Below are 25,483 nucleotides of genomic sequence, written 5' to 3'. Positions count from 1 at the left end.
TAGCGAAATTTCGCGGGCATGGAAGGGGCTCGGCAGGAAAATCGGCTAATCGCCGGGCGCATAGCTGCCGACGTTGATCGCACCCACGCCACATTTTGCCGATAGCCGGCTTGGACTGCCTCCAGATCAAGCCCAGATTGCCGATGCCACGTTTGTCCCGCGTTGTTGCGTTTTCCTCAGCCGTGCTTGCCATGGCTGGTGCGGCTTTCGCCGACCCGCCGGCGCCGCCTGCCCCGGCAAAGCCGAAGCAAATCGTCATCATCTCGTTCGATAGCGCCCGGGAGATCTCGCAATGGCACCGCAGCCGGGCGCTGGCCAAGCGCACCGGCGCGCATTTCACCTACTTTTTGTCCTGCGTCTTCCTGCTGTCGCCGCAGACGCGGGCCGACTACACAACTCCGGCCAAGTCCGCGGGCAAATCCAACATCGGCTTTGCCGCTTCGAAGCAGGACGTCGCCGATCGGCTCGATCAGATCGGGCTCGCCGCTTCGGAAGGCCATGACATCGCCAGCCATGGCTGCGGCCATTTCGACGGCAAGGACTGGAGCAAGGCCGACTGGCTGAAGGAATTCGCATCGTTCGAGCGCATTCTGGAGAACGCCTATGCAATCAACGGCATTGCGCCCGAGCCCGCAGGCTGGCGCGCTATTGCCCATGCCGTGGTCGGCTTTCGCGCACCCTACCTCTCGACCGGCAAAGGGCTCTACAAGGCCCTGGCTGAAGCAGGCTACGACTATGACGCCAGCGGCGTTTCGAACGGCCCGGTCGAGCCGCCGACCAGCGGCGGCCTCACTCGCTTTTCGCTGCCGCAGATCCCGGAAGGCCGGAGCGGCAGGCCGGTGATCGCCATGGACTACAATCTTTATGTCCGCCACTCCGGCGGTTTCGAGCGGCCGAGCCAGGCAGCCGAGTTCAGCGATCGGACCTACCAGGCGTTCCGCGCCGCCTTCGACAAGCAATATCAGGGCAAGCGCATCCCGCTGGTGCTGAGCTTCCATTTCACGCTGATGAATGACGGCGCCTACTGGAACGCGCTGGAGCGCTTTGCCGACGAGACGTGCGTGAAAGCCGACGTCGAATGCATCAGTTTTCGCGATTATGTGCAGCGGCAACGTGGTAGCGAGAGGCAGGCGGCGGTGGGCGGCTGAGCCGCCAACCGTCTGTGCAAATAGGATCAAGCCGGGTCGGGTTCCTTTGCCTGTTCCTGACGCTCCATGAAGTGGCGGTCAATGTCGGGCAGCGGCTCGCCGCGAATCGTCGCCTCGAAGGCGCGAAGGCGCTTGTGAACTGACAGAAGCTCGACAATCGTCGACCAAGAATTGACGAGATACTGGAATGAGTTGGTTACCTGACTGAAGGCTGAACTGACCTGGTTGATGAGACCCAGCGTCAGCGTTCCAGCGATCATGGAAGGCACCATCAGGAAGTAGGAGAAGACGTTGTTGGTCTGAAGATAAAGATAGCGGACCACGTTGAAATACACATAGTGGAAATACAGGCGAAAGTAGTTTTGCCGCACACTCGCAAACAGCTCCGCGACGGTCGGCGGCTGCGCCCGGGCCGGATCGTCCTCACCGTAGACGAGTTCCTTGCGATATGCTGCCTCGACGCGCTGGTTACGAAACTGCAAGCCAGGAAGCTTGATGCCTGCGGTCGCAATGATGACTGTACCGAAGACTGCCCAGAAGATCGCAGCCAAAACCAGCGGCTGAGGAACATGACCGATCAATGGCAACTCTGTGACATGCTTAGAATAACTGAGCAGGATCGGCATGAAAGCGATAAGCGTCATGATGGAATCGACGAAGCTAGTGCCAAGGTCTTCCATTATCTTGGAAAACCGCATCGTGTCTTCCTGCACACGCTGTGCAGCGCCCTCAATATGGCGCAGCTTCGGCCAATAGGACATGTAGTAATTGTTCATCGCAGTGCGCCAGCGAAACACCCAGTGGCTGACGAAGAAGTTTGTCAAAACGAACACGGTAACCGCGACAAGAGCGATACCGAGGAAAGTGATTATTTGAGCGTAAAGATCAGCCTCGGTTGCCTTGACCGTTTTGCTAACGATGCCCTGAATGAGGTCCCAGAATGGTCCATACCATGCGTTGATCGCCACGCTTACCTGCACCTGAAAGTAGGTCGTGAACAGGAGCAGCGAACTGCCGAGGATAGACCATTGGTCCCACGGGTGCGGAGAATACCAGTGCCAGAAGCCATAGAATATCAAAACGCCAAGCGCATAGTAGATGTAGAACCAGAGGAACGGAGGCGACCAGAACACCGAGACGCCTATGATGGGCGGCGCGTCGGCAAGAGCCGGAGGCAAGCCGAGAAACGCGCCAAGCTGGTCAGCACCGAGGAACCAGGCTGCCACGAGAACCGCAGTCCAGACGACGGCCGAGATGAAAAACAGCTTCGGCTGCGGGAAGAAGGATACGAACACTGTGGTGAAATCCTCGGTCGGTGCGCAAATCAGCGGGGTTCGGCGGGCATAAAGTCACACATTAGGTGGAAAGCAAATGCCCGTACCCGATGCCCGGCATCGAGCAAGACCACAATCATGGCGATTTTGGCGCGGCCGACCAGGTGATCCCAGCAGATACCAGCAATACGCCAGCAGCGACGATCGAGGCCAGGAAGAAGTTGCCCGAGGCTTGCGCCAGCAGTCCGGCGACGATCGGGCCGACGATCTGGCCGATGCCGAAGGAAGCGGTCATCAGCGCAAAAATCCGGCGCGGCGCCTCCGGCACGAGCTGCCTTGCCGTCTGCAGGCCGAGCGCGGTGATGGCGATGAAGGTGCCGCCGAGCAGGACGCCCGCCAGCAGCGGCCCGGCGGTGCCGCCGATGGCGACGCTGGCGGTGACGCCGACCACCTCGACCAGGCAGCCCAAGGCATAGGCGGTATAAAGCCCGATCCGTGCCGCTACCTTCTGCCACAGCCAGACCGAGGGAAAGCCGGCAAGGCCGGTGACCATCCAGACGCTTGCCTCGAAGACGCGGCCGCCGCCGCCCTGGCGCACGATGGCGACCAGGAAGGTCGCCGTCACCACATAGCCGAAGCCGAACAGGCCGTAGGCAACGATGACTTTTGCCAACGACCGGTCCCTCGGCAGTGCCGGTTCGCGGTCGGCCACGCCGCGGCCAGGTGCGGTGCCGCCGGCGAGCAAGGCGACCATCGCAAGGCCGCCGGCGGAAATCGCTGCCGACCACAGCCAGCCCGAAGCCCAGCCGGCATGTTCGGTGACCAGAACCGCCATCAGCGCTGAGGATGCCGCGATGCCGAGGCCGACGCCGCCGAAATGCAGCGCCTGCAGGTCGCTTCTGTTGGCGGCTGCCAGGTGACCGAAGACGATCGAGGCCATGAACACCATGACGAAGGCGCTGGCGAGACCGGCAAGGAAGCGGAGGACGACAAAGGCGGTCATCGTCTCGCTCAGCCCCATCAGGGCGGCGAGCGCAGCACTGGCGGCAAGGCCGCCAAACATCAGCAGGCGCTCGCGCCCATGCGCCCAGCCGCCGGCCGCCGCAAGCGCGCCGACGAGGTAGCCGAGGTAGTTGGCCGACGCGATCCAGCCGGCATCAGCCGGCGACAGATGCAGCTCCTCCATCATGCCGGGCAGGATCGGCGTGTAGACGAAACGGCCAATGCCCATGGCGACGGCCATGGCGATCATGCCAGCGAGAGCAAGGCGCAAGGGTGATGGAGCGGCGTTCATTGCAGCGCACCATAGAATTGGCGACCGATGAAACAATCCGCTTTGTGTTGGGCCAGCGGGCGCGACTAACGCCCCCGCATCTCAGCCGCAGCCGACCGCCCCGGTCTCGTAGGCGGTGCGGCGCGCCGTCAGCCGGAACGGGATATCTCCGAGTTCGCGTTCCGACATGGTGTCCAGCACCGGATGCGACAATGGGTCGGTAACCCAGTCGATGACATCGCCGCCGTGCATCCCATCATAGCGGTCCGGCCGGAGGCCGGCAGCGGCTAAGATCTTGAACAATGATACGATCGTCATCCTCGCCTCCTCGGTCTGACTGTCCCACTAAAATCTGCCTTGTCGGGCTGTCTTTCAATTGAGATTTCAGCCGCGCCGGTTTAGAAAAACTGAAATGGCTATGCTGAACCGCGTCCATCTCAACGGCCTGCGCGCCGTCGAAACCGTCGCCCGCCTCGGCTCGCTGGCGGCCGCTGCCGGCGAGCTCAACGTCTCCGTCAGCGCCGTCAGCCAGCAGATCAACCGCACCGAAAAGCAGCTTGGACAGGCGCTGTTCGAACGAACGGCGAGCGGGCTGGTGCTGACCGAGTTCGGCACGGTTTTTTCCGCCCGGCTTGGCGCCGGTTTTCGCGAGCTGGCGCAAGCGGTGGCGCTGGCCGACGAGGCAAGCCAGTGCACGCTGGTGGTTTCGGTGGCGCCGGCCTTCGCTTCGAAATGGCTGCTGCCGCGATTGTCGCGGCATTTCGACCGCCATCCCAACGTGCTGCTGCGCATCGACGCCTCGGTGCGGCTGGCCGATCTCGAGCGCTCCGACATCGACATCGCCATCCGGCTTGGCGACGGCAAATGGCCGGGCGGCCGGGCGGAACTTTTGTTGGCGCAGGAAGTCTTTCCGGTCTGCGCGCCGGTGATCGCCAAGAAACTGAAGTCGATCGAAGACCTGGCGCAGACCTGCGCCATCACCGACGAACGGGCGATGATCAACTGGGAGAGCTGGTTCAAGGCTGCCGGGGCCGAGCCGGTCAGCTTCCGCAAGGGCGCGCGCTTCACCGACCCGATGCTGTGCCTGGAATCGGCGATCGCCGGCCATGGCGTCATGCTCGGCTGGCAATTGCTGGCCGCCGATGCGCTGGCCGACGGCCGCCTCGTCGCGCCTTTCGGCGTGCGGGCGCAGAGCGGCCTCGGCTACTGGCTGGTGACCTCGGCGACCAAGACCGAAAGCCGCAAGGTGCGCGATTTCAAGATCTGGATCCGCGAGGAAATCGCGGCGACCGTGGCGCAGTTTAGCGCGCTGGAAAGCGCTGCCTAGGGCTGTCCGTCGCGACGGTGCTGGAAAGGACAGCCGCGCCGGCCTATGTTGGAACTCTCACTCCCGGACCAAGGCAGGCAGGATCATGACCACACATTCGCGCGGCGTTTCCGCAACGATCGACCCGGTGAAGCTCGACAGGCTGGCGGAAGTCGCCATCAAGGTCGGGCTGCAATTGCAGCCGGGGCAGGATCTGGTGCTGACCTCGTCGATCGCCGCACTGCCGCTGACCAGGCGCATCGTCGAGCACGCTTACAAGGCGGGCGCCGGGCTGGTAACGCCGATCTTCAACGATGACGAGATCACGCTGGCGCGCTTCCGCTACGGCGCGGATGCCGGCTTCGACCGCGCCGCCGGCTGGATGTATGAAGGCATGGCGAAGGCCTTTTCCAACAATGCGGCGCGGCTTGCCGTGCGCGGCGAGGACCCGTCGCTGTTGTCGGCGCAGGACCCGGCGAAAGTGGCGCGCGCCAACAAGGCGAACTCGATGGCCTACCAGCCGGCGCTGGAAAAGATCACCGGCTTCGACATCAACTGGAACATCGTCGCCTACCCGGATCTCGCCTGGGCAAAACAGGTCTTCCCCGGCGATGCCGACGATGTCGCCGTGGTGAAGCTCGCCGATGCGATCTTTTCGGCATCACGGGTCGATGTGGAAGACCCGATCGCAAACTGGACGGCGCACAATGCAGCGCTGCGCGGCCGCACAAAGTGGCTGAACGAGCACAATTTCCATGATCTGCATTTCAGCGGCCCGGGCACCGACCTCACCGTCGGGCTGGCCGATGGCCATGAATGGATGGGCGGCGCCTCGACTGCCAAGAACGGCGTCACCTGCAATCCGAACATCCCGACCGAGGAGGTCTTCACCACGCCGCATGCACGGCGCGTCTCCGGCCGTGTATCCTCGACCAAGCCGCTGTCCTACCAGGGCACGCTGATCGACGATATCTCGGTGCGTTTCGAAGAGGGCAGGATCGTCGAGGCCAAGGCTTCGAAGGGCGAGGACGTGCTGAAGAAAGTGCTCGACACCGACGAGGGTTCGCGCCGGCTCGGCGAGGTGGCGCTGGTGCCGCATTCCTCGCCGATCTCGGCCAGCGGCCTGCTGTTCTTCAACACGCTGTTCGACGAGAACGCCGCCTGCCACATCGCGCTCGGGCAGTGCTATTCAAAATGCTTCGTCGACGGCGCCTCGCTCACCCAGGACGAAATCGCCCAGCGCGGCGGCAACAAGAGTTTTATCCACATCGACTGGATGATCGGCTCCGACAAGATCGACATAGACGGCGTGCACAAGGATGGCCGCAAGGTGCCGGTGATGCGCAAGGGTGAGTGGGCGTAAGCTCGCGGAGGGCGGATGGGTTTCGACCTGACGGTCAAGCGAATTTACGAAGCACCCGCGCCCGATGACGGGCAGCGGGTGCTGGTTGATCGCATCTGGCCGCGCGGCATCAGCAAGGAGGATGCCGCGCTGACGCTGTGGCTGAAGGAGATCGCGCCGAGCGATGAATTGCGGAGGTGGTTCGGACATGAGCCGGCGCGATGGGCGGAGTTTCAGGTGCGGTATTCGGTCGAGCTGGATGGGAATAGAGAAGCGGTGGCGAAACTGCGTGGCTTGCTCGGCAAGGCCAAGGTGACGCTGCTTTATAGCGCACATGACGAGGCGCATAACAATGCGGTGGCGTTGGCGGGGTATTTGCGCTGGACGGGTTGAGAGACAGCGAACCGCTGCATACGCCGCAAGCGAAAGCCTGCACAATTAGCGATCGCCCTCCACGCGTTCGTCATCCTTGGGTCTGCGCTGCGTCGCTTCGCTCCTTGCTACGCCATAGGCTGACGAGGCAAGGCTACGTTACTTCACCACCCCTTCATAAGCCTCCGGCTTGAACCCCACCAAAATCTCATCCCCGACCTCGAGCACCGGGCGCTTGATCATCGTCGGGTTGGCCAGCATCAGCTTCCTGGCCTTCTTCTCGTCGAGCCCTTGCTTGTGCTTGTCGGGCAGTTCGCGGAAGGTCGTGCTGCCCTTGTTGAGCAGCTTTTCCCAGCCAACCTTGCCGATCCATCCATCCAGTCTGCCCACCTCTATCCCCTCGGCCCGGTAGTCGTGAAAACGGTAAGGCACATCGTGGCCCTCCAGCCAGGTGCGCGCCTTCCTGATCGTGTCGCAGGTGGTGATGCCGTACATGGTGATCGTCAAAACGCACTTCCCTTGGGCTGGTGGTCGAATCCGCCGGACAGCCTAAAACCGTCCTTCCCGCTTTGCCAGCACCCCGGTCACATCAGCCCATTTTTAGGGCTTGCCAATACTAAGGAATTTTCCTAAGTATCTTTCCATACCCGTCGACGGACCTCAGGATCGCCCATGCCAAGCCTCCACGCCCCAACTACAAGTCTCCCGCCGATCGACGGCATCTTCCGCGCGCTGGCTGACCCGACGCGGCGGCGCGTGGTCGAGCGGTTGAACCGCAGTCCGGCCTCGGTCAGCGAGTTGGCGCAGCCTTTCGAGATGGCGCTGCCTTCCTTCATCGAGCATCTGAAAGTGCTGGAAGGCTGCGGACTGGTGCGATCGGAAAAAATCGGCCGCACCAGGACCTATCAGCTGGCGCCCGAACCGCTGCAGCTCGCCGAAAACTGGCTGGCCGAACAGCGCACGCTGTGGGAGCGCCGACTCGATCAATTCGACGCCTATGTGATGAGCCTCAAGGAGCAAGAAAAGTGAGCTATCCCTTCAAGCCCGACCCCAGACTGGACCTGACTCTGGAGCGCAAGCTCGACGCGCCGCGCGAACTCTTGTGGAGCGCGATGACGGTGCCGGAGCATGTCAAGCAATGGTTCACGCCCAAGCCCTGGCTGATCACCGATTGCGAGATCGACCTTCGTCCGGGCGGACTGTTCCGGACGCGCATGCAATCGCCCGACGGCAAGGAGGTCAACGACCGCCATTGCTGCTATCTCGAGATCGTGCCGAACGAGCGGCTGGTGTGGACCGATGCGCTGCTGCCGGGCTATCGGCCCTCCGGCGAGCCCTTCATCACCGCAGTCATTTCGCTTCAGTCGGATGACAAGGGCACGCGCTACACGGCAACGGCCATCCATCGCGACGAGGCTACCCGCAACAATCATGAAGAGATGGGGTTCTTCGACGGCTGGGGCACGGTGGCCGATCAGTTGGCGCAGTATGTGAAGACCATTTGAGCTTTTCCCACTGCGGCCAGGACTTTGTCCCGGCCGCCTGGTTTTTGGGTCGTGCAGCGAAGTGCGCCGGAACCCTACGGCACCCGGGCTCAGTAGTAGAAGCGCTCTTCGGTGATCTTGCCGTTCTTGACCGTGTACAGGCCAACCTCGTCCATGGTGACCCGTTCGCCGGTGGCCTTGGGCGTTATGTCGAACTTGAAGCGCACCGCGAACTGGTCGCCGTTGACATAGGGGCCTTCGACAGAGCCGCCATGGACTTCGTGGTTCTCTTGCCACCATTCGCCCTTTTGCCTGAGAGCCTCCTTGCCACGGGCGATGGCCATCGGCCCCTCCATGGCTTCGAGGCTGACGATATCATCGGCATTGTACTTTTCACCAGCACCCAGGTGATCCCCCTGCTGGAGCATTTCAGTGAAATCCTTGGCAACATCCGCGATGGTCATGTGTGTTCCTCCTGTTCAGACTGGTTTGAAGTAGGGAAGCGCTTGCCGGCCCGCCACCTTTACCCGCACGACAGCTGACAAGGTGTGTCAGGACGATTATATAGCGCGGCTGTGTGACGACGATTGCGGCGGCGTCGGACAGCGACTTCGGTTGCAGACAAAAGCCAATTCCGCAATGCTGGGTGCATGTGCAACCTCTACAACATCACGACGACGCAAGAGGCGGTCCGCCAATGGACCCGCACATTGCGCGATATCAGCGGCAACCTCGAACCTTCGCTTGATGTCTATCCCAATCAACCTGGGCTTGTCGTTCGCAACAGGACGGATGGGGAGCGTGAACTGGCGAAACTGCTTTGGGGTTTGCCAACGCCGCCCGAGCGCATGAAAGGTAAGGCCGACTACGGCACCACCAACGTTCGCAATCCGCAATATTCGCACTGGCAGCAATATGTGGGCGTCGAGCACAGATGTGTCGTGCCGGTGACCAGCTTTGCCGAGCCCAGCCCTGCGGCGAACGATAAAGACCCGGAAACAGGAATCCAGCGAAATTACTGGTTTGCCCGTGGCGAGAGCCGGCCGCTGTTCTTCTTCGCTGGTTTCTGGACGTCTTGGCAGGGCGTGCGAAAGGTCAAGGACGGTCCCGGCGACTTCGAGCTATACGCCTTCATGACCACCAAGCCTAATGCTCTCATTGCGCCGATCCATGAGAAGGCTATGCCCGTGATCCTCACCACGCCGGAGGAAACCGAGGCTTGGCTGACGGCGCCATGGTCGAAAGCACGGCATTTGCAGCGGACGGCGCCCAACGACGCGTTGGTGATCGTTGAGAAGCCAGCCACACAGATCAAGTTCCCACCACAGGCCCCGGCCCAAGGGTCTCTGTTTTAGCCCGGAATCGGCTCTCCTCAATCGTCGTCTCGCCAGATTACCCGGCGAACCATGCGGATTTCGACAAGACGTCTGACGCGAATTTTAAGGCGTTCAGCAGCGCTTGGCAGAATGATGCCTGCATCGAGCTCACGACCTTTGCAGCGCTCGCACCGCATGTGCCGCTCCACATCCCAAAAGGGGATATCACCAACCAGCTTTGCGAGATCGCCAGGCAGATAGTGTCGAGTGATGTTGCAGTTCCGACATCGAACACGAATTAGCTGCCCGACTTCATGCGCCAAGCAGAGGGTTTGCACATTTCGGCGCGGTCGGGTGCTTAGTTCGGGCATCCCGCAAAGTAGGAATATGTTCCTTTGCGAGTCAATTCACACTTAATTCCACCTTGGCGATCTTCACAGCAGGTTAAATCCAACCGTCGATGAAGGGATTGGGTTGGATCAGCTTGGCAGCATAGGGCAGTTGGCACCACGGCGCAGGCTGATATGCGCCACGTCGCCGACGCTGAATTGAAAGCCCTCGGCCTGGCGCGGCGCATCGATCACCACCGGCAATCCCTGCCCCAGCTCAGCATGCAGCCGCAGCGTGCGGCCGTGGAAGACGATGGAGTTGACGCGCGCCGGCGCGGTGCCGGCGGCGGCATCGGTGGTGGCCAGCAAGTCCTCGGGGCGAACGCCGATGGTGCGCTCAGTGCCTTCGCCGGGTGTGTCGCCGGTTTCAGATGTTGCTTCCAGCGAAAGCCCGCCAGCGGCGAAGCGCAGGCGGTCGCCGTCGCGGCCGATGAAGCGCGATTGCAAGAGGTTCATGGTGCCGATGAAGCTTGCGACGAATTTCGTCGCCGGCCGGTCGTAAAGCGTGGCCGGCGGCGCGATCTGCTCGATGCGGCCCTTGTTCATGACGACGATGCGGTCGGAGATCGACAGCGCTTCGGTCTGGTCGTGGGTGACCATGACGAAGGTGGTGCCGAGCCGCGACTGCAGCCGCTTCAGTTCGACCTGCATCTGTTCGCGCAGATGCGCATCGAGCGCCGACAGCGGTTCATCGAGCAACAGAACGCGCGGCTCGCAGACTATGGCTCGGGCGAGCGCGACGCGCTGGCGCTGGCCACCCGACAGTTCGGAAACGCGGGCGCCGAGCTTGTCGGCGAGGCCGACCATGTCGAGGGCTTCGCGGACGCGCTTTGCCTGCTCGGCGCCGGACAGTTTGCGCAGCGACAGGCCGAAGCCGACATTCTCGGCGACGTTCATATGCGGGAACAGCGCATAATCCTGGAACACGGTGTTGACGGGACGGTCGAACGGCCTGAGCGCGGTGATGTCGCGACCATCGAGCAGCACCTTGCCGCTCGACGGGCTCTCGAAACCGGCAATGACGCGCAGGCTGGTGGTCTTGCCGCAGCCCGAGGGCCCGAGCAGGGTGATGAACTCGCCGCTGATAATGTCGAGATCGACGGCGTCGAGCCCGACAATGCCGCCGGGGAAAACCTTCGAGACCGTGTCCAGGCGTACCAGCGCATCAGGCGCCATCGCGAACCTCGGACGGCTTGGTGGTGTTGACCCAGAGGATCTGGCAAGGCTCGGTGCCGGGATTGCGGAAGGCGTGCAGAAGCGTGCTCTTGAAGGCAAAGGAGTCGCCGCTCTTCAGCACGTATTTTGTCGAGTCCACCACCAGTTCGACCTCGCCCGACAGGACACAGCCGAACTCGTGACCGATATGCGCATAGGCTTCCGCCGTGCCGCCATCGGCTTCCACCGTCACCAAGAGGCCGGTCAGCGCCGCGCCCGGCGGCGACAGCAGCGCCTTGGCGATGCCTTCCGACTTGACCGGGAGCTGCCGCCTTTTGTCGGCGCGCACGCAATAGAGATCGTTGGCGGCTTCGTTGCCGTCGGTGATCAGCGCCGAAGGCTCGATGTCGAGCGCGGCCGCAAGCGGCCAGATCACCTTGACGCGCAGCGAAGACAGGCCGCGCTCGATCTGGCTCAGCGCACCGATGGAGACGCCGGCTTTTGCTGCCAGCTCGGCCAACGACAAATTGCGCTCCAGCCGCAGCGCCCGCACGCGCCGGCCGACGCGAATGTCGGCGTCGGCCTTGGGCTTCTCGGTTGCGTCGTCAAGCATGTCCATGCGTGGGTCCTCGTCTCTTTATTGGCGCGGCGCGGGGTTGATAGGCTCCCCCTTCTCCCCTTGTGGGAGAAGGTGTCGCCGAAGGCGACGGATGAGGGGTGTTCCAGCGGAGTGAGACGTTGGCGTTCCTTGGAACACCCCTCATCCGTCTCGGCGCTGTGCGCCGATCCACCTTCTCCCACAAGGGGAGAAGGGGACACCCCAGCCTCAGCTCACCCCCCAGCCTTCACCTTCTCGAACATCTTCGCCACATCGTCATTCTGCTTCATCGGTCCGGTGAAGATGGTGGTCTTCAGCATCACCTCCGGGTCCGCCGGCAATTGCAGCTTGTCCAGTTCGTCCTTCGCCACGCCGGCGAAGGCGGTGCTCAGCGAGCTGCCATAGCCGTAGGCCTGGATCAGGTACTTACCCGAGTCGGCGTCGAGCCGGCTGTTGATGAAGTCATAGGCGAGGTCGACGTTTTTGGCGTCCTTGAGCATGACGAAGCCGCAGGCCCAGGTCAGCATGCCCTCCTTCGGCTTCATGAACTCGACCGGCACGCCCTGCTTCTTCAGCGAGGTTGCCGACGCGTTCCAGGTCATGGCGGCGACCAGCTGGCCGCTGGCCAGCGCCTGTTCGACCGAGGTCATGTCGGTGGTGTAGTTGGAGAGCAGCGGACGCTGCTCGCGCAATTTTTCCGCCACCTTGTCCATCTGCTCCGGCGTCATATCGAAGGGGTTTACGCCGGCCAGAAGTGCTGCAACGATCGGCGTGTCATGCACGGCATCGATGGTCGCCATGCGGCCGGCATATTGCTTGTCCCACAGAAGGTTCCAGCTCGCTTCCGGGTTCTTCACCAGATCGGTGCGGTAGAGGATCGAGGTGTTGCCCCAGTCCCACGGCACCATCCAGACCTTGCCGTCGCCGGCCTGGATGTCGGGCAGGTTCTTGAACACCGGGAAGATCGAATCCCAGTTCTTGATGCGCTTGGTATCGATCGGCTGCAGCAGGCCTTCCTTGTTCCAGCGCGCCACCTTGTCGTAGCAGGGATGGGCGATATCGGGGCGGAAGCCGGCCTTGACCTTGGTGAAGGCATCGTCGTCGTCGCCGAAGATCGAGGCCTCGACGCCATCCGGATGGGCCGTCAGGAAGCTCTTGTTGAAGTCGGGCAGTTCATAGCCGGACCAGGTGAAATATTGCAGCTTGTCGGCGGCGAAGGCGACAGTCGACGACAGGACGATTGCAAGCGCGGCAAGCCCGGTGCGGGCTGTCTTTGCAGTGATCGATTTCGGGCCAGTGATCGATTTCAGCCCAGTAATTGATTTCGGGTCGAATGCCATTTCGGTTCTCCTCTTTTGTTATGGTTCAGGCTGGACTGGTGGGCGCCGTCCGACGGGCTGTGCTCAGCCCGCGATGGCGCAGGATTTCGGCGATGCCGGCGATGATGACGGACACAGCAAGGATAGCTGTCCCCAGCGCCATCACGGTAGGCAGCGAGCGAGGAAAACGCAGTTGGCTCCAGATGTAGAGCGGCAGCGTCGGCTCGGTGCCGGCGAGGAAGAAGACGACGATGAACTCGTCGAAGGAAATCAGAAAGGCCAGCATGAAGGCCGAGACGATGGCCGGCAGCGAGAGCGGCAACATCACCCGCCGGAAGGTCGTCCAGTCGGAAGCGCCGAGATCGAGTGCGGCCTCGCGAATGGTTTTCGGAATTGCGGCAAACCGGCTGCGCATGATCACCACGGTGGTCGGCAGCGCCACCAGTATGTGGCCGAGAACGATGGCGATGCGCGACGGGCCGAGGCCGATGAGATTGACGAGGATCAGCAACGATATGCCGACGATGACGCCGGGGATCAGGATCGGCAGCCTGGAGATGGCGCTGATGGTGGCGGCGAGCGGCGAACGACCGTAGAGGTCCATATAGGAGACGGTGATGCCGCAGAGCGTGGCGCCGGCGGCGGCCACGACGCCAATGACGAGACTGTTCAAAAGCGCGCCGGACAGCGCCGGATTGCCATAGAGCGTGGCATACCATTCGAGCGTGAAGCCCTGCAGCGGAAACGCGGCCTGGATGGAGTTGTTGAAGGAAAACAGCGGGATCAACAGCACCGGCAGATAGAGGAAGACGAGATAGGCAAGCACATAGACGCCGAGCCAGCCGCGGCCATCATCTCTCCGCGCCGCGCTCATGTGCGGCTGCCGAATTTGCGGTCGGCGCCGCGTGCGACCAGCACCACGCAGAGGATGACCAGCATCACGCAGACTGAAAGTGCCGCCCCGACCGGCCAGTCATTGGCCTTGCCGAACTGCGACTGGATCAATGTGCCGATCATGGTGCTGGCGGGACCGCCGACCATGGCCGGGGTGACATAGTCGCCGACCGTCGGCACAAAGACGACGAGGGCGGCCGCCAGAACGCCCGGCATCGAATTGGGCAAGACGACGCGGCGAAACGCCGTGAACGGTCTGGCGCCGAGATCGGAGGCGGCTTCGAGCAGTGATTTCGGGATGGTGTCCAGCGCCACATAGATCGGCAGGATGGCGAAGGGCGCATAGGCATGCGCCAGCGTGACGACCACCGCCGCCGGCGTGTTGAGGAAGGCCAGCGTCGGCTCCGACCAGATGCCGCTTTCGATCAGCGCCGAGTTCAAGACGCCGTTGTAGGCGAGCACGATCTTCCAGGCGAAGACGCGCAGGAGATAGCTGGTCCAGAACGGCAGGGTCACGAGAAACAAAAGCAGGCTGCGGCGGCGGCCGGCATGGAAGGCGAGATAGTAGGCGACGGGATAGGCGGTGACGACGGTCGCCAGCGTCACCAGGCCGGCGATCACCAGCGAGCGCAGCGTCACCGTCCAGTAGAGCGGATCGGAGACCACGGTGATGAAGTTGCCTGCCGTGAAGCCGGCGCCGAGCAGCGAGCCGTCATTGCCGCGCAAAGCGAGGAACAGCACCAGGCCGAGGGCAAACAGGATCAGGAAGAAGGTGACGAGCCCGCCCGGCAGCAACATGGCGAAGCGGAAGCCTCGGGACGACCCTGCCGGCGCTTCTGGTGCAACGATGCTCGACATCGGACTGCTCAACGGAAATATGAAATCGGCTTAGCTTTTTTCATATTTGTGAAACTGTCAAGCTGAATCCACGAGGCCTAGGCGACCGGCGCCCAATCAGCGCTCGAAGGCGTCGAGCATCCGGTACCAGGCGATGGTCGCGGCGACGCCGACCTGGCGGAAGGCGTGGAACGGAATCGGCCGGACCGGCGACAGCGGGAACGGCAATTGATTGACATCGCCGCCCGCGAGGTAGCCCGCCATGCGTTTTCCCAGCGCGGTCATCAGGCCGACGCCCCTGCCCTGGCAACCAACCACGGCGAGCAGGCCCTTTTCCGGCTCATGGATGTGCGGCAGGTGATCCGGTGTCATCGCCACGCGGCCGAACCAGCGCTTCTCGATGACGACATCGGAGAGCGCCGGATAAAGCCGCACCAGCGCGCGCTGCAGATGCGCCCAGTCGGCCTCGCTCCTCGGCCGCGCCATGCGGCCGCGGCCGCCAAGCACCAGATGGCCGTCGGCTGTTTTGCGGTAGTAGACGAGAATGCGCCTGGAGTCGGACACCGCCTGCCCTTCCGGCAGGATCGTCGCCGCAAGGTTGGATGACAGCGGCGCGGTCGCGACCTGGAAGGAATGCAGCGGCACGATCGTTTCCGCGAGGCCCGGAAGCAGTCCATCGGTATAGGCGTTCGTCGCCAGGACAACCGCTTTCGCCCGCACCTCGGCGCCGCTTTCGGTTGAGACACGCCAAAGGCCGGCCTCCTTGCGGAGTTTCACCACCTTCTGCCGCTCGGCAATGCTGGCGCCGGCGGCGGCGGCGATGCGCGCCAGTTCCACTGTATAGGCGAGCGGATCGATGATACCGGCGCGGCGGTCGAGCCAGCCGCCGAGATAGCCTTGCGCGCCGGTCATAGCGGCGATCTCGCTTTCATTCAGAAGCCGGACATCGGCGCCACGCGCCCGCCATTGACGATCCCTGTTCGCCGCCGCTTTCAATGCGGTTTCGGTATGCGCGGCCTGGATCCAGCCATTGCGGGTGAACGGCACCGCCAGCTTTTCGTCTTGGATGAGATCGAACACCGTATCCGCCGTCGAGGCGGCGAAATCGACCAGCGCTTGGCCACGCTCGGGGCCGAAATGCTCGAGCAGCCATTCGGGATCATATTTCAGGCCGGGAATGACCTGGCCGCCATTGAGGCCCGAGGCGCCCTGGCCGATCTCGCCAGCCTCCAGCACCTGTACACCGAGACCGAGCCGGGCCGCGTGCAAGGCGGTCGACAGGCCCATGAAGCCGCCGCCGACGATGGCAACGTCGACCGGCGCAGTGACGAGCGACTGGAAGGCGGATGCGGTCTGCGGCTTCTGCCAGATCGGAACGGAAAACGGTGCGGGCAAGGCTTCACCTGGAGTATGCGGAAAATGAAAATTCTAGTGCCAGTTTCATTTTTTGAAAGAGCGGGCCTCATGTCAGAACCGACAATTGCCTGCGCCACGGGATAGACCTTTGGCGTGAATCCGGTGAAAGTGCAGCGGCCCAGCTGCCATCTCGATCATCAAAGGACCGTAAGCCATGACGAACCCAACGCAGCTTCCCGCCGACGGGCTCTTCATCGGCCGAGCCAGGGCAAGCGATGCCTCGCATCCGCTGGTGGTCACCGTGCGCGACGGCATTGTTTTCAACATCACCTCGACCACCGCACCCACCGTGCGCGACATTTGCGAGATGGTCGATCCGGCCGGACACGTGCGCTCTGCCAAGGGCAAACCGATCGGTTCGCTCGATGCGATCGCCGCCAACAGTTTTCAGGCCACCCGCGACCCGGCAAAACCCTATCTGCTCTCGCCTGTCGACCTGCAGGCGGTGAAGGCGTCGGGCGTGACCTTCGTGGTCAGCCTGCTCGAACGCGTCATCGAGGAGCAGGCGCGCGGCTCGGCGGAAAAGGCCGACGCCATCCGCGCCGACATTGCCGGGCTGATCGGCCACGATCTGTCGAAGCTGAAGCCCGGCTCGCCCGAAGCTATGGAGATCAAGGCCAAGCTCATCCAGCGCGGCGCCTGGTCGCAATATCTGGAAGTCGGCATCGGCCCCGACGCCGAGATCTTCACCAAATGCCAGCCGATGGCGTCCGTCGGCTTCGGCGCCGATGTCGGGCTGCATCCTGTCTCCACCTGGAACAACCCCGAGCCGGAGATCGCCATGATCGCCGCCAGCACCGGCAAGATCGTCGGCGCGACCATCGGCAACGACGTCAATCTGCGCGACGTCGAGGGACGCTCGGCGCTGCTGCTCGGCAAGGCCAAGGACAACAATGCCTCGGCCTCGCTTGGGCCCTTCATCCGGTTGTTCGACGCAAGCTTTTCCATCGACGATGTCAAGCGCGCCACTGTGCGGCTGAAGGTCGAGGGCGAGGACGGGTTTTCGCTGGAGGGCGCGAGCTCGATGGCCGAGATCAGCCGTTCGCCCGAAGAGCTGGTCGCGGCCGCCATGGGGCCGCACCACCAGTATCCCGACGGCTTGGCGCTTTATCTCGGCACCATGTTCGTGCCGTCGAAGGATCGCGGCGAGAAGGGCAAGGGATTCACCCACAAGATCGGCGACATCGTCACCATCTCGTCGGAGAAATTCGGCGCGCTGGTGAACCGCGTGCTTCTGTCGCCCGATTGCCCGCACTGGACCTACGGCGCCAGCCATCTCATGCGGGACCTCGCCAAGGCCGACCTGATCTGATTTCGGAGCAGCGGGACGAACGGATAGCCGATAAACGTTCGTATCCGGTCCCTGTAAGCCGTTTGTTAGCGGAATCCGGGTGACTGTATCGGAAATTCGCTCCAGGATCGGGGCGCGGTCTGTGGGGGCCGAATCGCATGCTCGGTTTGCCGATGATATCGGTGCGCAATCTCGCCATGCGTTATGGCGGCGTTGTCGCGCTCAGGGATATGAACCTGTCTGTCGGACAGGGGACCATCCATGCTGTCGTCGGTGAAAGCGGCGCCGGAAAGTCGACGCTGGTGAAGGTGCTTGCCGGCGTGCTCCGGCCCAACAGCGGCACCATCCGCGTCGGCGACCAGATCGTCACCGTCGACAGCCCGATCGCTGCACGCAAGCACAGCTTCGGCGTCGTCCACCAGGGGCTCGGCCTGTTTGCCGACCGCTCGGTACTGGCCAATCTGTTCGTCAATCGCGAGCCGTTGCGCAATGGCTTCGTCTCCAGGCGCGAGATGGAGGCACGCAGCCGCACCTTGCTTCGGCAACTCAAGCTCGACCTCGATGTCCACGCTCCTGTGGGACAACTCGGCATGGGCGAACGGCAATATGTCGAACTCGGCCGCGCAATTCTGGAAGGCCCGAGGCTGCTGATCCTCGATGAACCGAATTCTGCGCTCGACCGGCGCCAGACCGAGCACCTGTTCACCGTACTAAGTGACCTCAAGGCCAAGGGCACGAGCGTGCTCTATGTCTCGCACCGGCTGGAGGATGTGTTTGCGATCGCAGACCAGGTCACCGTGATGCGCAACGGCCGTGACGTGCTGACAAGTGAGCGCTCGGCGTTGAGCGAAGCCGATGTGATCGACGCCATGATCGGCCAGCAGCGCGGCAGCCTGTTCCCGCCTGCACTGCCGGCCAATGCCAGCACGATAAGGCCGCGGATCACGGTGGAGGGTCTGAGCGGCGGCCGGATTTCCGGCGTCAGCTTCACCGCCCGCTCCGGCGAGATCCTCGGCTTGGCCGGGCTTGAGGGGTCAGGCGTTGAACACCTGTTCGAGATGCTGTTTGGCCTGCGCGAGGCGCAAAGCGGCAGGGTGCGGCTCCCCGACGGCTACGGCTTGCCTGGAAATCCGACCGAAGCGGCGCGGCGCGGCATCGGCCTGGTGCCGGCCAACCGCCTGTGCAACGGCCTGATGCCCGACCGGTCGCTGGCCTTCAACATAGGCAACATCGCTACCGGCGCCCGCAACTGGGGGTCGCGCCGCTGCTCGCCCAAGGCCGCGATCGCCGCCGCCGCAAGGCAGATCGACGCGCTGCGCATCAAGGGCCTGCCGGACGCGCCGGTGAATTCGCTGCTGGCCGGCGATCAGCAGAAGATCGTAATCGCCAAATGGCTGGAGACGGCGCCGCAAGTGCTGCTCCTCGACAATCCGGCTGGCGGTATCGAGGCGGCTGCCAAGCGCAAGATCTATGCGCTGATCCGGCAGATGGCAGCCAATGGCTGTATCGTTTTGCTGCGTTCGGTCGAGCCGTCCGAACTGACCAACCTCAGCAACCGCGTCCTTGTCTTCCACCGCGGCCGGGTCGCCGGCGAGCTGTCCGGCGCCGAGATGAAGCGAAGGACAGTGCTGCAACTGACCACCACCGGCGAGATGCCGGAGGCGGAGCGGCCGAAAAAGAAACTCGTGGGAGCCATGGCATGACACGATTGGATCCCATGCTACAGCTTGCCGGTTCGGCTGCCCACCCGAAGCGCAGCCTTCGCCTGCCTGTCGAACTCAGGCCGCTCATCGGGCTCGTTGTCCTGGTGGCGATTACAGGCTTTGCCCGGCCGGATTTCCTCGATGAGGCCAATGTGCTGTCGTTGCTGGAAACCGCTGCGTATCCCGGCATGCTGGCGATCGGCATGGTGTTCGTGCTCGCACTCCGCGAGATCGACCTTTCCGTCGGCTGGATATTCCATCTCGCGGCCCTTCTCACCGCATTCCTCCTGGCCGCCGGCATCGACCCGTGGCTTGCCGCCCTTGCCGGCGTGCTGCTCGGCGCCGGGCTCGGCCTCGTCAACGGCCTGCTGGTGGTGGCGCTGCGACTGCCGGCCATCGTCGTTACGCTGGGCACCTTTGCAATGTTCCGGGGCCTGGCGGCGGTGGCCGTCAAGATGCAAGCGACAGCTCCGGCCAGCCCAGGCGGCGACTTCTTTGAGATCGTTCACGGCAAGCTGTTCGGCCTTGTGCCGACGGCTGTCTTTGTCTTCGTCGCAATGGCGGTGGTGATGCACCTCGTGCTTCACCGCAGCCGCTTCGGCTACCGGATCCAGGCCGTCGGCAGCAATCCGCAGGCGGCGCTCTATGCCGGCATCCCGACAGGTGCTGTGCGGCTGCAGACGCTGGTGCTGATGGGCATCGTCTCGGGGCTGGCGGGCGCGCTGTGGCTTGGCTCTCCCGTTACCGACGTCGACCAAGGCCGCGGTTTCGTGCTGATGGCGATTGCCGCGGCGATCATCGGCGGCACCTCGCTTTCCGGCGGGCGCGGCACCGTCTTCGGTGCGGTGATCGGCATGCTGATCGTCCAGGTCATCTTGAGCGGCGTGACCCTGTTCGGCATCGACGCCGCATGGAGCCCCTTCGTGATCGGCGCGGTGATGGTGCTGGCGCTCGCGCTCGACCGGCTGGACAAGGTGCTGCGCATCCGCCAGGCCGAGCGCTTCCAGGAAAATCCGCGCGCCTGAGTTTAAGCCCCGCCTGCTTGCCGGGAAATATCTCTATCTCTTGGTTGACGCAATTCCGGACGGAAAACCGTTTCACACTTTTCCTGGAATTGCCCTCTAACTGATGCGATCTGATGGGATCGATGATGGCGCGTTGCATCGCGCCACCATCCATTGGGCGGATAGAGGCTTGCCATCGGCCGCAAAAGAAGATGCTCTGCGCATCCGGGTCGGCGCTGGCAGGAGGAGAGGATCAAGGGCATGGCCCGGATCATCGTCGGACGTGGAGGTCGTTTTTCAACATGGGAGGAAAGCAAATGCTGACGAGGCTACGATTACTCGTGCTTGGCTTGATTGTGGCGCTGGCCGTTCCGGCGGCGGCACAGGCCAAGACGTTCTACTGGATTTCACATGGCGGCCCGGCCGACCCGGTCTGGACCTACTTCCTGGCCGGCGCCAAGCAATGGGCGAAGGACACCGGCAACACCGTCAACACCTCGTTCCACAATGGCGACGTTGCCTCGCAGCAGGAGGCCGTGCGCGCCGCGATCTCGGCCAAGGCCGACGGCATCGTCACCACCAGCCCCGATCCGGGCAGCCTGATCGAAATCGCCAAGGAAGCCAACACGGCCAAGATCCCGATCATCAACTTCAACACGCCCGATCCCAAGGCAAGCTTCGACGCCTATGTCGGCGGCGACAACGTCACCTTCGGCAAGCACTGGGCGCAATATCTGGTCGACAAGGGCCTGGTGAAGAAGGGCGACTTCGTCTGGATGCCGGTCGAAATCCCCGGCGCCACCTACGGCGTCCAGGAAGAGGAAGGCATCAAGAGCGTCTTCGAACCGCTGGGGATCACCTATGAGATCACCGAAGCGACCCTCGACCAGGCCGAGGCCATCAACCGCATGGTCGACTATCTCACCGCCAACAAGGCCAAGGTCAAGGCAATCATCGGCCTCGGCGATCTGGTCACCGGCTCGATCAAGCGGGTGTTCGACCAGGCCGGCATCAAGCCGGGCGAAATCCCGGTCGTCGGCTGGGGCAACTCGCTCGACACCACCCAGGAAGTGCTGACCGGCTACGTCAATGCCGGCCAGTGGCAGGACCCGCAGGCGACCAGCTATGTCGCTCTGTCGCTGGCCAACATGGCGGCGTCAGGCATTCCCCCGGGCTTCAACGTCATCACCGGCGCGCTCTATGAAAAGGACACCGCGCAGGTCTACGACGACATCCTGTCCGGTAAATAACCCAGACCTTCAACAGTCGCGGCCGCAGCCGCGGTCGCGACTGTCTTTTCGCCGAGCCCTTCGCGTTGCGCGCTGGGCTCAGCCTTCCCCTTCCTGTCGCAGGTTATCAGTGGAAAACCGTTCGCTCATCCAACGCCTGATCGCGAGGCCGGAATTCGGGCCCTTCGTTCTGCTCATCGTCGAAATCGCGGTGTTCTGGAGCATCAACCACGATTTCCTGTCGCCGCAGAACATCTCCAACACGCTGGCCTTCACCGTCGAGCTCGGGCTGATCGCGCTGGCGATGACGCTGTTGATGACGTCGGGTGAATTCGATCTGTCGGTCGGCTCGCTGTTCGGCTTTTCGCCGGTGCTGATGTGGACGCTGTTCAACAGCGGCCTGACCTCGCTGGAGGTCGGCTTCCTCGCCGCGCTGCTGATCGCGGCCTTCATCGGCCTGGTCAATGGCTGGTTCGTCACGCAGCTGAAAATCCCATCCTTCCTGGTGACGCTCGGCATGCTGCTGGTGGTGCGCGGCACCGCGCTGTTCGTCACTGACGGCTTTCCGCAGCGGACGTGGAGCGCCGAGGGCAGCTGGCTGGCCGAAGCGCTGGTCGGTGATTTCTTCATCGGCCCGTTCCGCATCTACATGTCGCTCTTCTGGTTCATCGCGGCGGCCATCGCGCTGGGCTACGTGCTGACGCAAAGCCGGACCGGCAACTGGATCCAGGCAGCCGGCGGCAATCCAGGCGCCGCAAGGGCGCGCGGCGTCAACGTCAGCGGCGTCAAGATCGGCCTGTTCGTGCTGTCGTCGGTGATGGCTTCGCTTGCCGGCGTCATCTCGTCGCTGCGCACGTCGGCCGCCAACCCCAACAGCGGCACCGGCTACGAGCTCGAAGTCATCGCCATGGTGGTGATCGGCGGCACGGCGCTGACCGGTGGGCGCGGCACCATCATCGGCACCGTGCTCGGCATCCTCATCCTGCGCGTCATGCGCAACGGCATCGTTCTGATCGGCGTGCCCGGGCTGGCCTACAACATCTTCATCGGCGCCATCATCCTCGGCATGATGGCGCTGCACTCATGGCTGGAACGCCGGCATCAGGCAGGGACCTAGAACCATGGCTGAACCGCTCATCCGCATGTCCAACATCAAAAAGTCCTACGGGCGCGTGCAGGCGCTCGAAGACGCCAATTTTCATGTCAACGAAAGGGAGATCGTCGGCCTGCTCGGCGACAATGGCGCCGGCAAATCGACGCTGATCAAGGTGTTGTCGGGGGCGGTGCCGCTGACCAGCGGCGACATTTTCATCCGCGGCAAGAAGGTCAATCTGCGCAGCACCAGCGACGCCATCGCGCACGGCATCGAGACGATCTACCAGGATTCGGCACTGGTGACGCAGCTGTCGATCGCGCGCAACCTGTTCCTCGGCCGCGAGCCGATCAAGCCGCCGCGTTTTTTGAACCGCATGGACCAGGAGGCGATGAACAATGTCGCCCGCGACCTGTTGAAACAGGTCGGCATCTCCAAGAACATCCCGCCAACGACGCCGATCGGCTCCCTGTCCGGCGGCGAGCGGCAGGCCGTCGCCATCGCGCGCGCCATGCACTTCGACAGCGACCTGATCATCCTCGACGAGCCGACCAACAATCTCGGCGTCGCCGAGACGCAAGGCGTGCTGAGCTTCGTGCGCAACGCGCGCGATTCCGGGCATTCCTGCATCTTCATCGCCCACAACATCCACCATGTCTTCCAGGTGGTTGACCGCATCGTCGTCATGCGTCGGGGCAAGGTGGTGGCCGACGACATCGACCCGAAGAAGACCAGCGTGGCCGAGGTCGAACGCATCATCACCGGGATGTCGGACAAGGAGATCCGCGACGCCATCATCGAAGGCGGGCCATCGCACGGCTGAACCGTCTTCGCGCCGTCTGGCACGGAAACGCATCCGCTCTAACTCGTTGTAGAGCATGACCTTTTGACAAAACGGTTCCCGTTTGTCCGAGAAAACCGGTTCCCACTTTTCGGGATCATGCTCTATGACTACAGCCATGAAAGCCACCGTTGCCGACATAGCCAGGAGCTGCGGCCTGTCGACCGCGACCGTCGACCGGGTTCTGAACAACCGGGCCGGCGCGAGCGCCGCCAACCGCCAACGGGTGATGGAGGCGGCCAAGCAGCTCGGCTATTTGCCGGTGGTCGATCAGGTGACGCTGCCGTCGCGGCCGGCGCATCTTGAATTCTTCCTGCCGATCGGCGCCAACGGTTTCATGATCGACCTCGCCGGGCACATCGAGGACTATGCGGGGCGCCTGCCGCTGGTCGCCTCGTGCCGGATCCACAATCTCGGCGGCATCTCGCCGGCAGCGCTGCAGGCGGCGGTTGAAAATCTGTCGCTGAAGGCCAATGGCGTCGGCGTCATTGCCGTCGATCATCCGCGAACGCGCAACATATTGCGCGATGTGGTCGAGGCAGGCATCCGCCTTGTCACGCTGGTCTCCGACGTTCCAGCCGCCCCGCGTTCGGCCTATGTCGGCATCGGCAACCGGGTTGCCGGACGCACGGCGGCGCTGTTGATGGGGCGCTTCCTCAATGGCCGCCAGGGTCATCTGGCGATGGTCGTCGGCTCGCGTTCCTATCGCGGGCACGAGGAGCGCGAAATGGGTTTTCGGTCGGTACTGACAGAGGAATTCCCCAATCTCACCGTCTCGAGTGCGGTCGAGATCAATGACGAACCCGAAGGCAGCTACACAGCAACGATGCAGGCGCTGCACAACGAGCCGGAACTGCTCGGCATCTATTGCGTCGGGGCCGGGCGCTCAGGTGTGGCGAGAGCGCTGCTCGAGGCCAAGCCAAAGAAGAAGCCGGTCTTCATCTGCCACGACCTGACCAAGGAAACGCGCGGCTATCTCGTCGACGACCTCGCCGATGTCGTCATCGACCAGAATGCGCGGCTGATCGCGGAGCAATCTGTGATCCGCCTGCTCGGCTCGATCGCGTCCGCCGCGCCCTACCTGACGAAGAAGTTCATCGAGCCACGGCTGATCTTCAAGGAAAACGTGCCGGTGCAGTGAAGTCGCGCCGTGGCGGTTTCTCCGATTTGTACGACAAGTCGGGGTAGATGCCGCAAATCTGCACAGCAGCCATGCAACTTTCATTGTTGCCGAATCATTGGGCAACCCGTACTCATCTGGGTGTCGGCCATCTACTCCTCCCAGATGCGATGCCGACGCTGAGCGCGGTGCACCTCCTCCCGCATCTCGTTCGAAATCGAGCCCGCTGCCACCTCCTCCCGGCAGCGGGCTTTTTTCATTCTCAAATGAATCTAAATTAAAGTTGACGGGCAAGTTCGGAGAATAGCCAAAAGCCCCGCCGGATGATGGGGACTCCTCAACTCCGAAAGCTGGAATTCAGCGCGCCCTGAAAGAGCTGATCAGGCCTTCAGCCATGCGCACGAACTGCGTGCTGGGGCCCTGGCAGCCCATGGTCTGCACGCTGACGCGCGCCCCTTCGAACAGCAGCGACAGCGTATCGGCCAGAAGCTCGGCCTGACCGATGCCCGCATCCCGGCACAGCGCAACGAGGCGATCGCGCTGAGCGCTCTTGAGCTCCTTGATCACGCTCCTGGCGGGATGGTCCGGCTCGGTCAATTCGGCGGCGGCATTGGCCATGTCGCAGCCGCGACCGTCAGCCGCCAGGCAAGCAGCGGCCATGCGAATCCAGGCATGCAACTGGGCGAGCTTGTCGCCGGGATGCTCCGCCTCGAATTGGTCCCACATCGCGGCCCCTTTAGCCGCCGACGCGCGCAGGCACTGGACGATCAGTTCGTCCTTGGACTCAAAATGACGGTAGAGCGTCATCTTGTTGGTGCCGGCGGCTTCCGTGATGGCGTCGACACCGACGCCCTTGATGCCATGCTTGTGAAACATGTCCTGCGCCGTCTCCAGGATTCGATCCCGGGGGCGCACACGATCGGTAATGCCGTCTGCCATCGCAGTCTCCTTGTCTCCCTAAAAATTCGGTTCACCTCTTGACTAGGGTGTTACCGGTCTGTAACTATCCGAATGTTACTTACTGGTAACACCTATGTGGCCTTCCGTCAATAACAAGGCCGTGAACTGGTCCTGCCAGA

The 25,483-nt window shown here is 63.0% G+C and carries 26 protein-coding genes; 14 read left to right on the top strand and 12 right to left on the bottom strand.

Annotated elements, in window-relative coordinates; all coding sequences use genetic code 11:
• Nucleotides 1-143 precede the first annotated feature (143 nt).
• On the top strand, nucleotides 144-1,148 hold the full coding sequence (locus NKJ78_RS21730; RefSeq protein WP_031247170.1) for a polysaccharide deacetylase family protein: 1,005 nt from the start codon (nucleotides 144-146) through the stop codon (nucleotides 1,146-1,148).
• Between the two features lie 26 nt (nucleotides 1,149-1,174).
• Here the strand turns inward: NKJ78_RS21730 and sbmA are convergent, their stop codons facing one another.
• The 3 genes from sbmA to NKJ78_RS21715 form a co-directional block, all read right to left on the bottom strand.
• Nucleotides 1,175-2,443, bottom strand: a complete 1,269-nt coding sequence (gene sbmA, locus NKJ78_RS21725; protein WP_023704870.1) for a peptide antibiotic transporter SbmA — start codon at nucleotides 2,441-2,443, stop codon at nucleotides 1,175-1,177.
• Nucleotides 2,444-2,558: 115 nt separating this feature from the next.
• Nucleotides 2,559-3,716, bottom strand: a complete 1,158-nt coding sequence (locus NKJ78_RS21720) for a YbfB/YjiJ family MFS transporter (RefSeq protein ID WP_031247171.1) — start codon at nucleotides 3,714-3,716, stop codon at nucleotides 2,559-2,561.
• Between the two features lie 81 nt (nucleotides 3,717-3,797).
• Nucleotides 3,798-4,013 carry a hypothetical protein gene (locus NKJ78_RS21715; protein ID WP_023668495.1) on the bottom strand — a complete coding sequence of 72 codons (216 nt, stop codon included), beginning with the start codon at nucleotides 4,011-4,013 and terminating at the stop codon, nucleotides 3,798-3,800.
• A 94-nt stretch (nucleotides 4,014-4,107) separates the two neighbouring features.
• Here NKJ78_RS21715 and NKJ78_RS21710 point away from each other — a divergent pair, with 94 nt between their 5' ends.
• The 3 genes from NKJ78_RS21710 to NKJ78_RS21700 all read left to right on the top strand — a co-directional run bounded on the left by NKJ78_RS21710 (nucleotide 4,108) and on the right by NKJ78_RS21700 (nucleotide 6,736).
• Nucleotides 4,108-5,022 (top strand): LysR substrate-binding domain-containing protein, encoded by a 915-nt coding sequence (locus tag NKJ78_RS21710; RefSeq protein WP_023687096.1) that lies wholly within the window; start codon nucleotides 4,108-4,110, stop codon nucleotides 5,020-5,022.
• Nucleotides 5,023-5,107: 85 nt separating this feature from the next.
• Nucleotides 5,108-6,364: an aminopeptidase gene (locus NKJ78_RS21705; RefSeq protein WP_023684389.1), complete on the top strand. Its 1,257-nt coding sequence runs from the start codon at nucleotides 5,108-5,110 to the stop codon at nucleotides 6,362-6,364.
• Between the two features lie 15 nt (nucleotides 6,365-6,379).
• Nucleotides 6,380-6,736, top strand: a complete 357-nt coding sequence (locus tag NKJ78_RS21700) for a DUF488 domain-containing protein (protein ID WP_023745515.1) — start codon at nucleotides 6,380-6,382, stop codon at nucleotides 6,734-6,736.
• A gap of 138 nt (nucleotides 6,737-6,874) precedes the next feature.
• Here NKJ78_RS21700 and NKJ78_RS21695 read toward each other — a convergent pair whose 3' ends face one another.
• Complete coding sequence (locus tag NKJ78_RS21695) at nucleotides 6,875-7,222, bottom strand: ArsC family reductase (protein ID WP_023687095.1); 348 nt, start codon at nucleotides 7,220-7,222, stop codon at nucleotides 6,875-6,877.
• A 165-nt stretch (nucleotides 7,223-7,387) separates the two neighbouring features.
• On the opposite strand from NKJ78_RS21695, the gene NKJ78_RS21690 reads away from it, so the two are divergent.
• Entirely contained in the window at nucleotides 7,388-7,744 is a 357-nt protein-coding gene (locus NKJ78_RS21690) for an ArsR/SmtB family transcription factor (protein WP_023687094.1), read from the top strand.
• On the top strand, nucleotides 7,741-8,220 hold the full coding sequence (locus NKJ78_RS21685; RefSeq protein WP_352460059.1) for an SRPBCC family protein: 480 nt from the start codon (nucleotides 7,741-7,743) through the stop codon (nucleotides 8,218-8,220). The genes NKJ78_RS21690 and NKJ78_RS21685 overlap by 4 nt, the downstream gene beginning before the upstream one ends.
• An 89-nt stretch (nucleotides 8,221-8,309) precedes the next feature.
• Here NKJ78_RS21685 and NKJ78_RS21680 read toward each other — a convergent pair whose 3' ends face one another.
• Nucleotides 8,310-8,663, bottom strand: a complete 354-nt coding sequence (locus NKJ78_RS21680; RefSeq protein WP_023684393.1) for a nuclear transport factor 2 family protein — start codon at nucleotides 8,661-8,663, stop codon at nucleotides 8,310-8,312.
• Between the two features lie 186 nt (nucleotides 8,664-8,849).
• Between NKJ78_RS21680 and NKJ78_RS21675 the strand changes: the two genes are divergently transcribed.
• Nucleotides 8,850-9,554, top strand: coding sequence for an SOS response-associated peptidase (locus tag NKJ78_RS21675; protein WP_352460060.1), 705 nt, complete (start codon nucleotides 8,850-8,852; stop codon nucleotides 9,552-9,554).
• A 440-nt stretch (nucleotides 9,555-9,994) separates the two neighbouring features.
• On the opposite strand, the gene NKJ78_RS21670 is transcribed toward NKJ78_RS21675, so the two are convergent.
• The 6 genes from NKJ78_RS21670 to NKJ78_RS21645 form a co-directional block, all read right to left on the bottom strand.
• The gene (locus NKJ78_RS21670) at nucleotides 9,995-11,080 is read right to left on the bottom strand and encodes an ABC transporter ATP-binding protein (RefSeq protein WP_023687090.1); all 1,086 of its coding nucleotides are present in this window, start codon (nucleotides 11,078-11,080) and stop codon (nucleotides 9,995-9,997) included.
• Nucleotides 11,070-11,678, bottom strand: a complete 609-nt coding sequence (locus tag NKJ78_RS21665) for a helix-turn-helix domain-containing protein (RefSeq protein ID WP_352460061.1) — start codon at nucleotides 11,676-11,678, stop codon at nucleotides 11,070-11,072. Before NKJ78_RS21665 ends, NKJ78_RS21670 begins: the two co-directional genes overlap by 11 nt.
• 212 nt (nucleotides 11,679-11,890) lie before the next feature.
• Nucleotides 11,891-12,997: an ABC transporter substrate-binding protein gene (locus NKJ78_RS21660; RefSeq protein WP_023668506.1), complete on the bottom strand. Its 1,107-nt coding sequence runs from the start codon at nucleotides 12,995-12,997 to the stop codon at nucleotides 11,891-11,893.
• A gap of 25 nt (nucleotides 12,998-13,022) precedes the next feature.
• Complete coding sequence (locus tag NKJ78_RS21655) at nucleotides 13,023-13,850, bottom strand: ABC transporter permease (RefSeq protein ID WP_023709184.1); 828 nt, start codon at nucleotides 13,848-13,850, stop codon at nucleotides 13,023-13,025.
• Complete coding sequence (locus tag NKJ78_RS21650) at nucleotides 13,847-14,728, bottom strand: ABC transporter permease (RefSeq protein WP_352460062.1); 882 nt, start codon at nucleotides 14,726-14,728, stop codon at nucleotides 13,847-13,849. Before NKJ78_RS21650 ends, NKJ78_RS21655 begins: the two co-directional genes overlap by 4 nt.
• 96 nt (nucleotides 14,729-14,824) lie before the next feature.
• Complete coding sequence (locus NKJ78_RS21645; RefSeq protein WP_352460063.1) at nucleotides 14,825-16,102, bottom strand: NAD(P)/FAD-dependent oxidoreductase; 1,278 nt, start codon at nucleotides 16,100-16,102, stop codon at nucleotides 14,825-14,827.
• A gap of 175 nt (nucleotides 16,103-16,277) precedes the next feature.
• On the opposite strand from NKJ78_RS21645, the gene NKJ78_RS21640 reads away from it, so the two are divergent.
• The 7 genes from NKJ78_RS21640 to NKJ78_RS21610 all read left to right on the top strand — a co-directional run bounded on the left by NKJ78_RS21640 (nucleotide 16,278) and on the right by NKJ78_RS21610 (nucleotide 24,425).
• Nucleotides 16,278-17,435, top strand: a complete 1,158-nt coding sequence (locus tag NKJ78_RS21640) for a fumarylacetoacetate hydrolase family protein (protein ID WP_352460064.1) — start codon at nucleotides 16,278-16,280, stop codon at nucleotides 17,433-17,435.
• Between the two features lie 137 nt (nucleotides 17,436-17,572).
• Complete coding sequence (locus NKJ78_RS21635; protein ID WP_352460065.1) at nucleotides 17,573-19,117, top strand: sugar ABC transporter ATP-binding protein; 1,545 nt, start codon at nucleotides 17,573-17,575, stop codon at nucleotides 19,115-19,117.
• Nucleotides 19,114-20,142 (top strand): ABC transporter permease, encoded by a 1,029-nt coding sequence (locus NKJ78_RS21630; RefSeq protein WP_198024918.1) that lies wholly within the window; start codon nucleotides 19,114-19,116, stop codon nucleotides 20,140-20,142. The genes NKJ78_RS21635 and NKJ78_RS21630 overlap by 4 nt, the downstream gene beginning before the upstream one ends.
• 296 nt (nucleotides 20,143-20,438) lie before the next feature.
• Nucleotides 20,439-21,371 carry a substrate-binding domain-containing protein gene (locus NKJ78_RS21625; RefSeq protein WP_023687083.1) on the top strand — a complete coding sequence of 311 codons (933 nt, stop codon included), beginning with the start codon at nucleotides 20,439-20,441 and terminating at the stop codon, nucleotides 21,369-21,371.
• A 109-nt stretch (nucleotides 21,372-21,480) separates the two neighbouring features.
• The gene (locus NKJ78_RS21620) at nucleotides 21,481-22,467 is read left to right on the top strand and encodes an ABC transporter permease (RefSeq protein ID WP_023668514.1); all 987 of its coding nucleotides are present in this window, start codon (nucleotides 21,481-21,483) and stop codon (nucleotides 22,465-22,467) included.
• Nucleotides 22,468-22,471: 4 nt separating this feature from the next.
• Entirely contained in the window at nucleotides 22,472-23,266 is a 795-nt protein-coding gene (locus NKJ78_RS21615) for an ATP-binding cassette domain-containing protein (RefSeq protein ID WP_023668515.1), read from the top strand.
• A 136-nt stretch (nucleotides 23,267-23,402) separates the two neighbouring features.
• Nucleotides 23,403-24,425 (top strand): LacI family DNA-binding transcriptional regulator, encoded by a 1,023-nt coding sequence (locus NKJ78_RS21610; RefSeq protein ID WP_352460066.1) that lies wholly within the window; start codon nucleotides 23,403-23,405, stop codon nucleotides 24,423-24,425.
• Nucleotides 24,426-24,761: 336 nt separating this feature from the next.
• Here the strand turns inward: NKJ78_RS21610 and NKJ78_RS21605 are convergent, their stop codons facing one another.
• Nucleotides 24,762-25,343 carry a TetR/AcrR family transcriptional regulator gene (locus NKJ78_RS21605; RefSeq protein ID WP_023668517.1) on the bottom strand — a complete coding sequence of 194 codons (582 nt, stop codon included), beginning with the start codon at nucleotides 25,341-25,343 and terminating at the stop codon, nucleotides 24,762-24,764.
• Nucleotides 25,344-25,483: the final 140 nt, after the last annotated feature.

It is taken from the genome of Mesorhizobium sp. M0037, from assembly GCF_040323635.1.
Classification (GTDB): Bacteria; Pseudomonadota; Alphaproteobacteria; order Rhizobiales; family Rhizobiaceae; genus Mesorhizobium.
The sequence above is the reverse complement of the archived record's forward strand: the minus strand, read 5'-3'. Positions and strand labels throughout refer to the sequence as shown.